The organism is Actinomadura viridis (genome assembly GCF_015751755.1).
Classification (GTDB): domain Bacteria; phylum Actinomycetota; class Actinomycetes; order Streptosporangiales; family Streptosporangiaceae; genus Spirillospora; species Spirillospora viridis.
On sequence record NZ_JADOUA010000001.1, the window covers coordinates 209,928 to 224,661 of the forward strand.

General features: G+C 68.1%; 7 protein-coding genes and 1 pseudogene. 4 read left to right on the forward strand and 4 right to left on the reverse strand.

The features are described 5' to 3' along the window. Positions 1–195 precede the first annotated feature (195 nt). Genes IW256_RS42610 through IW256_RS00865 form a run of 3 tightly spaced genes read left to right on the forward strand, consistent with a single transcriptional unit; the run spans position 196 to position 9,702 of the window. Positions 196–3,837: an AAA domain-containing protein gene (locus tag IW256_RS42610; RefSeq protein WP_197009115.1), complete on the forward strand. Its 3,642-nt coding sequence runs from the start codon at positions 196–198 to the stop codon at positions 3,835–3,837. Beyond that, positions 3,834–7,142: a phospholipase D-like domain-containing protein gene (locus tag IW256_RS00860; protein ID WP_197009116.1), complete on the forward strand. Its 3,309-nt coding sequence runs from the start codon at positions 3,834–3,836 to the stop codon at positions 7,140–7,142. The genes IW256_RS42610 and IW256_RS00860 overlap by 4 nt, the downstream gene beginning before the upstream one ends. Beyond that, positions 7,135–9,702 carry a sensor histidine kinase gene (locus IW256_RS00865; RefSeq protein ID WP_197009117.1) on the forward strand — a complete coding sequence of 856 codons (2,568 nt, stop codon included), beginning with the start codon at positions 7,135–7,137 and terminating at the stop codon, positions 9,700–9,702. Before IW256_RS00860 ends, IW256_RS00865 begins: the two co-directional genes overlap by 8 nt. On the opposite strand, the gene IW256_RS00870 is transcribed toward IW256_RS00865, so the two are convergent. Then, on the reverse strand, positions 9,617–12,352 hold the full coding sequence (locus tag IW256_RS00870; protein WP_197009118.1) for a protein kinase domain-containing protein: 2,736 nt from the start codon (positions 12,350–12,352) through the stop codon (positions 9,617–9,619). The genes IW256_RS00865 and IW256_RS00870 overlap by 86 nt on opposite strands. A gap of 233 nt (positions 12,353–12,585) precedes the next feature. Here IW256_RS00870 and IW256_RS43210 point away from each other — a divergent pair. Further along, positions 12,586–12,750, forward strand: a pseudogene (locus tag IW256_RS43210) (IS701 family transposase); the annotation flags it as partial. A gap of 115 nt (positions 12,751–12,865) precedes the next feature. On the opposite strand, the gene IW256_RS00875 reads toward IW256_RS43210, so the two are convergent. The 3 genes from IW256_RS00875 to IW256_RS00885 form a co-directional block, all read right to left on the reverse strand. Continuing rightward, on the reverse strand, positions 12,866–13,216 hold the full coding sequence (locus IW256_RS00875; RefSeq protein WP_231404165.1) for an IS3 family transposase: 351 nt from the start codon (positions 13,214–13,216) through the stop codon (positions 12,866–12,868). Further along, positions 13,217–14,218, reverse strand: a complete 1,002-nt coding sequence (locus tag IW256_RS00880) for a lantibiotic dehydratase (protein WP_197009120.1) — start codon at positions 14,216–14,218, stop codon at positions 13,217–13,219. Between the two features lie 169 nt (positions 14,219–14,387). Beyond that, entirely contained in the window at positions 14,388–14,519 is a 132-nt protein-coding gene (locus tag IW256_RS00885) for an FxLD family lanthipeptide (protein WP_231403590.1), read from the reverse strand. Positions 14,520–14,734: the final 215 nt, after the last annotated feature.

The following is a 14,734-nucleotide window of genomic DNA, read 5'->3' on the forward strand; positions in this document are numbered from 1 at the left end:
ACGAGGTTGGTCACCTGGCGTCTCCTTGATCATCGGATCCGCCGTTCGTTAGACACTCCCACTCCGCCAGCGTCTCGCCCTGGGACCTCATGTGGCCTACCGCATTGACCGGACCGTCCTACCCCTTTCGGCAGGTCATGCCAAGATAGTTCCTTATCGTAGGGCGCACCTGCTATGGGGCTTGGGAGGCGGTTCGTGGCCACCATCGATGATGTCGACCGCTTGGTGCGGCATTTCTGTTACGCCGGTCCGGCATGCCACTACGGCCCCTATTCCGCGCCCGGCGGAGTACTGCGCGGCATGCCCGTCATCGATGGTGCCGTCTGGTTCTACCGGCTGCTTGACGACAAGAACGCACCGGTCGACCTGCATGTCTACACCGGCATTGAGGAGCTGGGCGGCGCCCTCTGGGAGCAGGAACTCAGGGTTCTGATGCGGCTGGGCAACTCCGCGCTGCGCGGCGTCGCCGAAGTGCTGGAGGGCGGCTACGAGAAGGCGGAGGACATCCGGCAGGCGGGGGTGGAGACCGAGGGCATGGCGATCATCGCCACGCGCGGATCGGACTACTCGATGGCGGCGCCCGGGGCGGCCCCCTACATGCGAGACAACCCGGCGCTGGCGGTCAACCGATTCACCGCGCTGGCCGAGGCGCTCGCGGAACTCCACGAGTTCGGGGCCGTGCATCGCAATCTCTCCCCGGCGACGATCTATGTGGACCCCAAAAAGAATCACGAAATGTGGATCGCGCGGTTCGAGATGAGTACGCTGATCGGCAATCTGCTGGATCTGTCGGCCATCGATGCCAAGGCCGACAGCGGCCTGCTCCGCGAGTTCTTCCGGCGCCGCCTCGACGACCACGAACCACTGCGGTACTGCCCTCCGGAACGCCTGCCCTTTCTCCTGGAGGGCGCCGCTTTCCAGGACGGCCCGAACGCCGACGTCTTCAGCCTGGCCGCGATCGTCTGGGAGTGGTTCTTCGACCCCGCCATGCTCCCGCCGATCCCCCCGGACGCCGATGCCGCCGATGTTCGCGGACGACACCAGGCGATGCGCGACGCCACCCGCGACGGTTCGCTCCCGGCCAAGCTCGCCGCGCTCCTGGCGCACATGCTCGCCGACGATCCCGGCTCCAGGCCGACCACCAGGGACGTCGCCGAACGCCTGGTCCACGACCTCAACCACCTCGTCGCCTTTTGGGAGCAGCGGGACGACGACGCGCTCCCCCGCGCCGTCCTCTACATGCCGGGCCACTCCGACTCCACCCTGCTCTCCTGGGACTGGATCACCCACAGCGCGGCCACCGACGCTGGCGAGGAGGAACTCAAGACGGTCATCGGTGAAGATCTCAGGGACGCTCAGATCCTGTATGTGGAGCACGGCGCCGACCCCTACGTTCCCGGGGGTGAGCCCGCCGCCAAACAAAAGGCCACGATCCTGCTTCTTGGTTCGCGCGGGGCGTGGTTCTGCCAGCTCTACAGGAGGTCCGCCGCCTTCGGCGGCGAGGGCACGACGGAGCCACGGGCGCTGATCATCAAGTACGTGGTACAGAACGACCACTCCGGCTTCCGCCGGCATCTCGACGACCTGCTGCAGCAGGCCCCCCGCATCACGCTGCCGACGGTCGAGCTGTTCTCGCACGAAATGAGCGAGAGTGCCATCGACGCAGTGCTGGCGGACCGGCCGAGCTGGCAGCCGCTCATCGAATCGCTGCGGCGTCCCGTCCTGGAATCACCCGCCGACCAGCGCGATCGGACCCTGATCGAATGGACGCTGGACTTCCAGGGTGCCCATCTGCAGGCCCGGTTCTATCCCTACACGCTCATCGAGACCGAGCACGGCGGCTTCGAGTTGGAGTACGACCGAAAGCGCGATCTCAAGCGCATCCGCAAGAACTCCCTGCTGACCAAGATCGACGACTCCCGAGCGCGTCTGGAGTTCGCCACGTTCTTCGGCGGGCTGGGCGACAGCACCGGGCAGGACGCCGAAGTGCAGATCTGCCCCGACCGGGGCGGTATGCCCGCCTGGAGCGAAAGTGAGGACTGGCGGTTGACGGAGCAGTCCGGGCAGGACCGCATCAAGGTCAGCCCGCTGCGTTCCCACGAACGCGCGCGTCGTGCGCTGCCACCGGCCATCGGCTGGATCCGTCCCGCAGAGGACCGCGGCACGGGCACGGCGCTGTACCGGCAGACCGCCGCCTTCTGGGAACTGGCCGACTCGGCACAACTGCTGCGCCAGCTGCGCAAGCCGAAGAGCATCAAGACACGTTCCGAGCGCTGGGCTCAGGCGGGAGCGGAGCTGGTCGGCGCGAAAGCCCGGGAAACCCTCCGGGACATGCTGTCCTACCAGCCGTTCTTCGCCGTCCAGGGCCCGCCGGGAACGGGCAAGACCAGGCTTGTGGCGGAGGCCGTGCAGCGGTATCTCGCCGCGTACCCCGGAGCCCGCGTCCTGATCTCAGCGCAGTCCGGTTTCGCGCTCGACAATCTCGCCGAGCGGGTGCTGCGCGGGCTGGGCGCGCTGGACGGCAAGGACCGTCCCGCTCCCGCGTGGGACGGCGTGGCCGTCCGGATCGCCTCCGGGGAGTCCCGTGACAACGCCCGGGTCTCGCCGATCGTGCGGCCCTGGCTCCGTGAACAGGGCACGGCACGGGAACTGGGGAGGGTGCGCGACCGGGTCGACGCGATGCTCGACCGGCTGCCCTCCGACGACCCGGTGTTGCCGGTACTGCGCTCCTGGCGGACCATGCTGAGGTCCGACGCACGCGATCACATCTGGCCCGAGCTCGGCGACCGGCTGCAGCGTTCGGCCAACGTGGTCTTCGCCACCTGCGCGATGGCCACGTCCGAGAACGTGACTCCCGGAGGCCCGCGCGCCCAGTTCGACTGGGTGATTCTGGAAGAGGCCGCCAAGGCGTGGACGACCGAGCTGGCGATACCCCTGGTGCGCGGCACCCGATGGACTCTGATCGGTGATCACAAGCAGATCGGCGCGCACGGCCGGGACGACTTCGAGCGCTTCATCGAGGGCTGCGCGGGCGACCCCAGCCCGACCTTCGCCGAGATCTACGCGCGCAAGACCGAGTACATGGAGATGTTCGACGCCTTCGCGCGGATCTTCAAGGGGTACTCCGACGGAGCCGTGCCCAAGAAGGACCAGCTACCGCTGCAGCGCCTGCGCCATCAGTTCCGCATGAGCGACGCGATCCGCGAATGCGTCGGCAGGGTGTTTTATCCCGACCTGACAAAGACCGCTGATCCCGACGGCCTGCCGCAGTCCGGGTTGCTGCAGGGACGTCCGATCCCTTCCAGCTGGGTGCGCCAGCCGGTCGGGCTGCGCGGGCGACCCCTGGTCTGGCTCGACACCGGTGACATGCCCGACCGCGGAGACGAGCCGCGCTGGAGGAACCCCGGCGAGGCTCGGGTGGTGGGCGAGCTGGTCCGGCAGATGGGGACGCCACCCGGAAACGACGGGCTCGCGATCCTGACCCCCTACCTCGAGCAGGTCGGGGAGCTGCGTGACGCGCGCGGTCTCGGATCCCTGGTCCACACCATCCACTCCTTTCAGGGACGGGAGGCCGACGTGGTGATCGTCTCCCTGGTCCGCGCGACCATGCGCGGTGGCCTCAAGCAGAGCATCGGCTACCTCGCCTCCCCCAACATCATCAACGTCATGATGTCCCGAGCCCGCAGCCAGCTGATCATCGTTGGCGACTTCGCCCACTTCGCGACCGTCGGCGAGGTCTCTGGGCGGGACCTGGAGTTCTGGAAGCTCCTGACTACCGCGGTGAGCAGATTCGGCATCGTGCGTCCCGCCGAGGCCGTTCTCGAGGGGGAGGCATGACCGAGACGCTGACGCTCTTCTTCCCCTGCGACATCCTGCCGGTCCGGGCACGGTTCGGCTACGGCGACACCATCTCTCCCATAGAGAAGACCACTCTGCAGCTGATCGCCGCTCGTACCGCCGCCGAGCGTCTCGACGTCCACCAGCTCACCGAGCTGCTCGGGCTCACGCGCCGGGTAGTGCTCGACCTGCTGCAGGACATGTGGCGGCAGGGCTACGTCACCCTCGACTTCAGGACCGGCCAGATCGCGCTCAGCGGGAAGCTCGCCCGGTCGCGCGCGGACGGAGATCTGGAGGGTCTGCCCAGCACCGAGTCGGTCGAAGAGGTCGTCGAGATCATGCTCGACCGGATCGGCGGGCTGGTGCAGCCGGTACCGGGCTCCGGTCCGATACCCGAACGGGACGCCCTGATCCACCACCCCCGGCCGGAACTCACGCTCAGGGACACACCGCTCAGCGAGTTGTTCCGCGCCCTGCGACACCACTTCGACCGGGCCGCGCGCGAACCCGCTGGAGCCCGCGCGAACAGGGGCAAGCGGCTCATCAGCGCGAGCCTGACCCCGGGGCTGCGGGACACGCCGCGCAGGAGATGGCTGCCGGTCGAGGTCACGGCGGCGCGCGACCCGGCGAGCGAACGGCTGATCGTCCGCATCACGGACCGGGATTATCCGGAGACACGGCGGCAGACCGCGGAGGCCGTGCTGGCCAACCTCGTCGAGCGGCATCCGAACGAACCCTTCGCGCTGAAGTTGAAGGCGCTGGCCAACCGTGTTCCGCTGGCCGGAGACCAGCCGGCCCTCGCCGACCGACTCGACGCACTCCTCGAACGGGCCGCCCGTGCCGCCGAGATCCCGCCCGGGCAGCGATGGAATCGGCACAAGGAGTTCTGTCAGGACGCCCGTGGCCTGATTTCGCTGCTGGACCAGCGCTACCGGCGGGAGGCGATCGTCGAGACGATCACCGGCAAACAGCATGTGGAGACGGTGCGCTCGCTCATCGCCGACGCGCGTGTCCAGCTCGTCCTCGTCTGCCCCTGGGTCCACTTCGACAGCCTCGCGCACTACGAGGACGATCTCGCCGAGGCCCGCCGCCGTGGTGTCCAGATCGTGATCGTGTGGGGGATGAACCACAAGGACAAGCTCGACCGCATGGCGGAGAACAGCCTCGACTCGCTCGCCCGCATCCCGTCCGCCGTCAAGTTCGTACGGTCGCCGCTGCCCGCGCGGACCCATGCGAAGGCGGTCATCTGTGACGACCGCCGGGCACTCGTGACGAGCAGCAACATCCTGGGCACGAAGGGCACCCGGCGAGAGGTGGGACTGCTGGTGTCGGATGCCTCCGGTAAAGGCAGCGAGGTCGTTCTCGACCTGCTCGGCTGGGCACGCGCCGCCATTCCCGACGGGCCCACCAGCCGCGAGCTCTTCAGCCACGCCACCGACTTCGAGCTGCTCGACCCTCAAGAAGGCGCCGTCCACAAGCCGCCCGACGAAACGGATCCGGAAGCATCGTTCCCCGCCGCCGACCCCGACCTCGACAACGCGGGCGAGGAGAGGGTGCGGGCCTGGGCGGCCGCGTGGACCGCCTACGCCGAAGGGCTGCGCGCCGAGCTCGCGGCCCGCACCCTGCCGAGCATCGACATGGCCACCGACGGCCGACACCGCGAGCTGATGTGGCGGGCCATCGGCAGGGCGGAACGCCGGCTCGTCATCGCATCGGATCAGATCTCCGACGAGGTGGTCGACGACCGGTTCGCCGCCGACCTCGAACGCCGGCTTGCTGAATCCGGTGGGCTGCGCATCACGCTGATCTACGACCGGGAAAGCGCCGAGGAGCGCGGGACGCGTGCGGTCGAACGGCTCAGGTGGCTGGCTCACGCCCACCCCGACCGGATCACGGTCCGCAAGGACCGCAACCATGCCAAGGCGATCGTCTGCGACGACGAACTCCTGGTCGGCAGCTTCAACTTCCTGTCATATGGCGGATTCCGCACGCTCGGCTCGCCGCACCTGCAACGATCCGAGCTGAGCCTGTGGCTGACCGACCCCGTCCTCGCCGCCGAGGTCACCGCCGCCCTCGGCGCGGGCGGAGGCGACGAGGCCGCGCCCCGGTCCGCCAGGTTCGCCCCGGTCGACGCACCGCAGGTCGATCCGGCCGTCCAGCGCCTGCTCGACCCGCTGCTGGCGGCGGCCGGCGAGCCCGAACGGCTGGCGAACGTCGTCGCCGAACTGCTGCCCGCCGATGACCCCTGGCCGGTGCTGTCCGCCCTGGATTCGGCTGGCGCCGCGTACGTCCTGCGCATCGCGGCGGCCCGCGCACTGTCCATGACGCCGCCCGACACCGACCAAGCGACCCGCTGGCGACATTGGCTGATCCGCGACCTGTGGGAACGGCGCCGATTCGTCGAGGCCGCGCTGCTGCGCGCCGCCGACCCCGCCGCCGACCCCAGGCCACGCCGGGCGCTGGCGGTGACGGCCGCCGCCCGCGGCACCCGGTTCTGCGCCGACGCCCTCCTGGAGGCCCTCCTCGATGAGCCCGAAAGCGGCGAAGCCGCCGCGCTGATGGCGGTGGCCTCGGCGGAAATGGTGGTGAACCGCTCTCATGGCGCCCGTGAATGGTTGTCCGATCTACGCAAGGAGACCACCGAACCCTGGCACGCCCTGGGCGACCTCTGCCGGGACTACCTCGATGCCGCCAACGCCCCCTTGACGCCTGCCCTGCTGAGCAGCCTGTCCGAACTGGACCGCCGACGCGAGCGGGAGGTGGCGGCCTGGGACGAGCTGGCCCGAGCTCTCGCCGCCGCGCAGCAGCTCACCGCCAAGATTGTCCTCGCGCGGCAGATCCTGGTGGCGTTCTTCCGCACCGACGGGCCGTTCGGCCGGCTGGCCACGGCCGTGGAACACCAGGATGCCGAGGGCGTTCGGGCGTTCTTGTCCGGCCCACTGGACCGGCGCGGCGATATCAGGAAGCAGCTCATCGTCCTGATCAATCAGACCGGCGCGGAGGTGGCGCCCAACCGGCCCCCGCTGCATTCCAAGCTCCTGGACAGCTTCGTGCTCCGGCTGCGCCCGGTCGTCCAGCACGCTCGTGCCCTGGCCGACCTGGCGGAAGAAGACACGGGCGAGTCCGGAGCCGGTCCGAACGTGCCGGTCCTCTCCGCCGCGACCACCCTGCAGAAGGGGCTCACGAGGCTCATGCCCGAATTGCGGTCGGCGGCGGCTCAGCTGGAACCGACGGAGCGGCAACTGGCTCGCGCCTGCCTGGCGGATCTCGCCCACGTGCTGAACCTGGAGGACGCGGATGACTGACCAGTCGGACGTCCTGGACGCGGTGCTCGGCGAATGGTCCGGCCGCTGGCTCTACCCGGAACTGACCGTGGCCGTCGAATCGGGTGAACGCCGCCCCGAGGTGCTGGTGGCGGCGCTGGTCCCCGGTCTCGCCCGGCCCGCCGCGCCCATACGGACCGCGAAGTGGTTGATCGAGAACGAGGAGTTCGACGCCCTCGATGCCCTGTTGTCGGCATCGGTGCTGTCGGCGGCCGAAACAGCCGAGGTCGGCGAGTTGCAGACACAGGCGACCGCCCGCCTCGAGGCGCGGCTGCGCCGGGAATGGACGGCCTTGGCCGACCGTGCGCGCCGTGTCGGCGTGGAACTACCGGACGTGCCCTGGCTCGTCGGCACGGACGACCAGGACATCGACCTGAGTGCTCGACAGTGGGACCTGGAGCTGCGGCGGCTGGAGGAGGAGCTCGGCCGGGTAGCGAAAGCCGAGCGCAAGCGCGTCCAGGAGCTGGAGCGGCTTTTCGAGGCGCGCCAAGCTGAGACCGACAGCGACGAATGGACGCAGGCGGTCACGGACTGCATCGGCTCCGGGCACTTCGACGTGGCGGGGCGGCTCATCGAGATGGGTCCCGGCGGGACCACCACGGACGGGCCCTTGGCCATCCCGCGGCTGCGGCCAGGCTGGACGTTCCCCGACACCGAGGTCACAGCGGCGGAATTGTTGTCATGGTGCCTGCGTGAGCGCCCTCCCGCGACGCCCGCGTACACGCCGTGGCTGCCCCGCGAGGACGACGAGGCTGCGCTCGACCTGATCCGGGTCATGCGGCGGATCGTCGACGGGGTCGATCACCACAGCGTGCTCGACTTCGTGCTGGCGCTGCACCGGCTGATCGGCGGCGACTCGTCCCGGTACACCGCCGAGGCCCACGACGGCGGAATGCTGACCAGGATCCGCTTCGACCGCGACGACGACCTTCCCCCCGTCACACCGGCCGTTCCGGAAGGACTGCCGACCTGGATCGCACCGGCGGGCTGTCCGCCGCCCGGCGGCACCGATCCCGCGCTATGGATCACGCTCGGCCCCGGAACTCCCGTGCGTGCCGCCGCCGACGACCCCGCCGCCCCCTGCGCGCGCGTCGACCTGCTGGCCTTGATCAGCCTGCTCACACCGGTCACCGAGGGTGGGGTGCCACCGGCGCGCAGACGGTCGGTCAACCTGCTCCGGCTGATCGGCTCCCGGTTGCCCGTACCTCGCGCGATCGCCGTCCCTATTCCGTTCCGTGTAATGGCCGAACACGAGATGCCGTGGTTGCTGGATCTGCTCGGTATCTCCGCCGACGCGGTCGCCCAGGACCTGCTGAGGTATGAGACGGGCGGAAATCCGCAGTTGTTGACCGAGCTCCTCGCGCAGCTCGTACCGGGGGACGGGCGACCACGTGCCCACGTAGTGGAGGTCGCCGCGATCGACGCGGTGAGGCGGGACGAGGCGCTGAGCCAGCGGATGCGGCGGCACCTGGAATCGGTGCTGACCGATCACACGGCCGCGGCGCTGTTCCGGACCGCCGCCCTCTACTACTGGGAGCGTCGGGGTGATGAGTTCGACATCGACCAGCTGAAGGAGGACATGGCGGTACTGATCGCCGGCCCCACGCGCCTGCCGCAGCGCCTGCCCGAGGCGCGCGAGTCCTTGCGCGCGCAGGAGGGGAACATTCCCGCGGCGCTGGACCTGCTCGTCGGGGCGGGGCTGTTCCTGCCCGGCTTCGCCGGGCGATACGCGCTACCGTTCAACGGCATCCGTGACCTGTTCAGAGCTGAGAACCCCGCACGGTCGCGGGATCTGGCCATCTCCTCCGTGCACCGGATGAACGACCACGTGCTCACGGACCCGCGGCTCACCGCGCTCGGCTATGGCGACCAGATGGTCAGCTTGATCAGTCACCACGTGGCGAACGAACTCCGCAGGATCGGCGACCTCCTCGATGCCGCCACGGCCGCGTCCGATCCGCACGCCGCGACGGAGCTGACCGCGCGGGCGCGCCAGCATGTGCGGAATTTCGTGTCCCTCAGCAAGCGGTATGCCGATTGCATGACCGAACCGCGGATCCAGCCTGTGGAGCCGTTGCTGCGTGGAGCGCGCAACCGGCACGACGCGACCTGGGGCGATCTCCACCTCGATCTGCGGGAAGCCGGGGGACCGCTGCCTGTGCGGGTCAACGACTACGTCTTCACCATGGTCATCGAAGATCTTCTGCGCAACGCCGCCGCCAACACCGCCACCCCACCGGATGGCCGCGCCACGATCACCGTCCGTTCCGCGGGTGACTCCTGTCTGATCTCCATCGAGGACAACGGCCCGGGTTTCACGGCGCCCGTCGCCACTGGGGGGAGCGGCAAGGGCAACGCGCTCGCCCGCCAGGTCATCGAGGGCATCTACGACGGGGACATGGACGTGCTGAGCGATGGCTCGGGGCCGGCCGGCCTGCGGGGAGCCCACATCCAGATCAGCCTGCCGCTGTTTCCTGGAACCACTCCCGCCACAGCCGGAGCGCCCGCCGATCCAGGTCCCGGAACTCCGCCACCGTCCTGACCTGGCGCGCCAGCATGTCGATCTCGTCGTACTCCGTGTAGAAGTCCTGGCGGCGCTTCAGCAGCGGATCATCGGGAGCGACGTCCCCGGTGCGCAGCTTCATCCAGTACATCGCCGAATCCAAGACCGCGAGGACTCGGCGGGACGCCTCCGTCCCGGTCTCGGCGGTCAGGATCCTCGCGATTTCCTGGATGCTATCCAGCCAGTCCTCGCCGTGCTTGTGCTCCAATCTGACCACCCGATGCCGGTGGCGGAGCCCGGCATTGAACTCATCGTCCCGCTGCCCCGTGTTCATCGTGATCACTGCGATGGGGATATCGGTGTGGCGGCACAGGTACTCGATGATCTCAATGCCCTCCCCGAGGCTGCGGGGGGACAGGTGCAGGTCGACGATCGCGCCGTCGAACTCCAGGGGACCGCCGTTGGCGAGGAATTCGTCCCATGCCTGCTTCGACTTCAGCGTGTGACAGTCATAGTCCGGCTCCAGTTCCCCCTTTATCGTGCTGGTGTGATGGTCGTCGATGACCAGAAGGCGTGGGCGGCAGTTGCGCACCCGCGCGCGCAGCCCGTAGTGAAGTGCCTCGTACAGGTCGGCGGCGGACTGGAAACGATCACCACGATCCGGCGCGAGCGCCTTGTCCAGGATGTCGGCGAGATCATGGTCGGTGTTGAGCCGACGCGGAGCGACGCCGGGTGGTGGCGTTTCGGCATCCCAGGGGTAGTCTCCGGTCGCCGCCTCGTAGAGACACAGCGCCAGGCCGTACACGTCCTGATCGGTGAGCTCCGCCGCGGTCAGCTCCCGTCCCACGGGCTGATCCGGCGGGAGATACCGCGGGGTGCCGATCCCCGGAGCGGCCGGCTCACCTGCTTGGACGGCGAGATTGAAGTCGATGATCGTGCAGCTCTCACCCGTCCACAGCAGGTTCTGCGGGGTGATGTCGCGGTGATGGATGCCCTTCTGGTGCAGGGCCTCCAGCCCCTTGGCGAGCTGCTCACCGAATCGGCGAACCTCCTCCAGCTCGATAACGCTCAGTTCGGCGAGGCTGATGCCCTGCTCGTATTCGAAGACCAGGTAGGGAATGGCGCCGTCGTAGAGGTTGGTGTGGACGGGGCGTGTGACGGCGGGGTGGCTGATGTGCTTGAGAATGGCGTGCTCCGTGCGCACCCGCTCCCTCGCGTGCACGAGGTCACGATGCAGCAGTTTGAGGACGCGGTCCCCGCCGTCGAGGGTGTCGCGGACGTGGTAGGCCACCGCGTGGGCGCCGGGCTCGCCGAGGCGTGCCACCACTTCGTACTTGTCGATCTCGAACCCTGCCGGGAGATCGGCGTAATCGGGTTCCGGGTCCGCGGAGAACACCTGGAAGGCCTGCTCGGCGGTCGGGCGCTCGGCCGGCTCCGGGGCGCACATCGACCGCACCATGTCCGCCCGCCGCGGCCCGATCTCATCGGCCAGCCGACCCCAGGGTTCATCGAAGTCGGCCGGGCGTGCGCCGGTGGCCAGTTCGAACGCGAGAACACCGGCGGCGTGGACATCGGACCGGGGACTCAGCCGGTCCGGCCGGCCCACGCACTCGGGAGCCAGGTAATCATCACCCGGTGCCTCCAGTAGGGCTTCGCCGTCGATCGACCGAGCTCCGCGGGGCGGTCCGGTACGGGCGTGGTCAAATCGGGTGAGAACGCCGCGGCCGTCCATATTGATCACCAGGGCGGCTGGGCTGAGCGCGCGGTGCAGAGCGCCGTTCCCATGCAGGTGCGCGAGACCCTCCAGCAGGTCGGCGATCAATTCGGGCCGGGCGTCTCCGGGATTGTAGGGAGTGTGGTGGTCCATGACCGTGACGACCTCGGCCTCGCCCGGATTAGGGAAACAGGCACGGAAACGGATGATGCGAGGATGTGGTTCGATCTTGTGTAGTTCGTCATATCCATTTCTTATGCGGAGAATATGTTCTCGGTACTGGGCTTCGGAGAGTTCAGGCGGCGGGGAGTGTACCTGGAGAAGCGCGGTGCCGGACTCCGGGTTCGCGACATCGAAAGCTAAGAACTCGGTGAGACGATCGGTCTCGCTGAGCTTCTTTGTGGTCTTCCAATCACGAAACTGTTTGAATCCGGAGGCCGGGCCGATCAACTTGGTCAGCGCCTCGAAGATCCATGCGCGGTAGTTGCGATCGATAGGGGCGTGCCGCCGGGGCAGGCGCCGGGCATCCTGGAGCGTGGTCATCAGATCGGCCAGGGGGATCGTGACTCGGTGGTCCTGACCTTCGGGATCGGCGAGCCTGGCGTTCTCGCCGGCCAGGACGACAAGGCTGTCGACGTTGATCCTGTGGAGGCGCGGGTCCTGGTCCTGCAACCAGGTCTTGAAGGCGCGGGCGTTGGCGCGGATCTTTTGCGCGGGGTTCTCGTACACCGACAATCCCTGGCGCCAGAGCGGCCCGGCGGGAGTCACCCGACCGCGACCGCCCTTGGTGTCGATGAGCACCACCGAAGAGTCCGTGACGAGGATGAGATCGATTTCCCGCTCTTCGATTCCCGGAAGGGCGATCATCACATTGTGGGCACCCTTCCACCGGTCCGGCCCGCGACGCCGCACTAGCTCGATGACCTTGACCTCGGCGTGATTCGCCGGGACGCCACCTGGCAAGATATCTGCCATCGCGCAGGAACCCCCAAAAGCCCCCGGATCACCGGGCCCATATGCCGCTACTTCAGCTTCTAGAGAAAATATCAGATCAAGATGGTGTTTGTGGGTTCGTAATTACGGATGGCCGTAACTGGAAAATCGGACCGAGACGGTCAACGCGGCTTTGCTGCCTACCCCGTGAATGAGTGACCGGTACTACATTTGAGATCTTGTAACCGTGGGTTGGCTGGCTTGTCGATCACGGGGTGACTTTCCCGATCACTTACGATCAGGTCGTGTCCTGGGACGAGGCGTGGCGGAGTTGACCGTCCTGGGTGGTCGGGCCGTTATTCCAGTGGCCGGAGCCGCGGGCGACGTTCGGTGACCTGGGGCGTGCTCTGCTGGCCGATGTACAGCGTAAGAACTCCTGGTAGCTGGCCGATCATGTCGGGCATCGCAAGGCCTGCCGAGCACGGGCCATCTGGCAGTGCTGACCCGCCTCGTCGTTGACAGGGCTGCTTCCCGTCCTCCCCGGCACCTCCCGGTTCAGGCTGCCCTCTGCTTCACCCTGCCCGCTGCGACAGGCCAGGGACGGTGTCCTTTCACCACCGCACGGTTCGTCAGCGCCTCGTGGCGCTCGATGTCAGTGACCCATAGCCGGTCCGGCTCAGTCCGCGCGAACTGGCGATCGACCAGATCGGCCGCCGTCGGGGTCTGGTGGACCGGGCGGCGCCGCCGGGAGCCCGGCAGGCCGCGCAGACCAGCACGGCGCATCAGCATCTCCACCGCACCGTGCCCGACCGCGATGCTTAGGCCGAGGGTGAGCTCGGCGTGCACGCGCTGACCGCCGTAGGTGCCGCGGGAGTCAGCATGCACGCGACGGATCTGCTCGGTCAGTTAGGCGTGCCGGATCGCCCGCGGTGAGGGCGGCCGCTTGCGCCACATGTGGAACCCCGATTCGGACACACTCAGGACGCGGCAGCAGACCTTGATGGGCAGGCATTCGCCGGCCATTATCGCGATCGCTTGGAAGCGTCCTTTGGGGGCACCGCCTCTATCTTTCCGGCGATCCGCGGGTCCCGTCAGCCGGTTGTACTCGGCAAGGCCTGCCTGGATCTCGCGCAGTTGATCCACGAGGTCTGCGACCTGCCGCAGTTCGCCGGCCCCGGCCTTTTCCACCTGCTCCACGACGTGGCCCAAGTGATCCGCCGTGGTGGAGTGAGCGTGCAGGCTGCTGATGAGGGCACCGTGATCCATCAGGCCGGTGATCAGTCCCTCGATCTTGGAGTGTTGCGTGGCCGGGAACGCGGCGGCGATCGAGGCCGCCACCTCGTCGAACGGGACCGGAGTACGGGCCGTGTCCATCGCGATCCGCACGGGTGAGGTGTACCGCAGCGATACTTCAGCCGGGAAACGTTGACCTGCTCGCCGCCCGGGCGGGTAAGGCACGACCAGGCGACCGCCCCGCACGAAAGCCAGGGAATTCGCCATCAGCGGCAGCCGCCGCACCAAGTCTGGAATGCCTTCCAGTTGGGCGATGACCTCGCTGATCCAGCTTGCGCCGGCCCGCGCGACAACCTGATGGTCTTCACCCCACTCGACCACCGGTTGGGTACTGAAGCCAGCGGGGGCGACCCCGGCGAACAAGCCGAAAGGCGTCGCTCTGCCCGTCACCCGGAGCACGTAACGCACGACCGACAGCACCGTTCGCCGCACCCTTCGGGCGTCCGTGGTCGAGGTCGAGCACACCACCGCCACCTGCCAGGCCAGTGTCGGGCTGGCCTGCTCTATGGCCTCGGCGATCTCGTCCAGCGTCCAGATCGCCCGGAGCCATGCGCGCCATCCGGCGACGTGGTCCGGTGAACTGCCGGTGAGGTCCGGCCATTCCGGCAGTGCCACGTCGAGTGAGGAGTGGCACGAACCATCGCCGTATCAGCGCACCGGTACAGGAGTTCGTCTCTCGATGCCATTGTCTCGCCTTCGAGGGAGCGTTCTGCCGGGTTCCGGACCATGCCCGGACAGATGTGCGGACATGGGCCGGAACCCGGGCGTTCAACGTCAGAGCCCGTCAGACAACGTTGGTCGCGCACGGGCTGGCGCATGTACTGCCACACCCGTCGTCAGTGAGCACGATCAGGTCGGCTGATGCGTCGCCGGACTCCAGAACACTGATGTCCAGGTCGAACTCGTCGGCTTCCATGGACCCTCGCATGGTCATCGGCCCTCCACCCCTTCCGGAGCCAAACGGCTCCTCGCTGTCGGCCTAGCGGCCATGGGAAGGAGATTCGCCGACAGCTCTCGCAGGCGCCAGGAAGTTCACACACATTCACACCCGTGCGCCGTCCGGCAGGGTTGACCGTCGACCGGGGCGGCAGTCAGGGTCAGGAGGACCAGGTGAAGCGAACGTTAGCTGGG

Bases quoted from the DNA above. Each gene is read 5' to 3' on its own strand.
- IW256_RS00860 (WP_197009116.1), top strand. From the start codon at position 3,834: ATGACCGAGACGCTGACGCTCTTCTTCCCCTGCGACATCCTGCCGGTC.
- IW256_RS00865 (WP_197009117.1), top strand. From the start codon at position 7,135: ATGACTGACCAGTCGGACGTCCTGGACGCGGTGCTCGGCGAATGGTCC.
- IW256_RS00870 (WP_197009118.1), bottom strand. From the start codon at position 12,352: ATGGCAGATATCTTGCCAGGTGGCGTCCCGGCGAATCACGCCGAGGTC.
- IW256_RS00885 (WP_231403590.1), bottom strand. From the start codon at position 14,519: ATGGAAGCCGACGAGTTCGACCTGGACATCAGTGTTCTGGAGTCCGGC.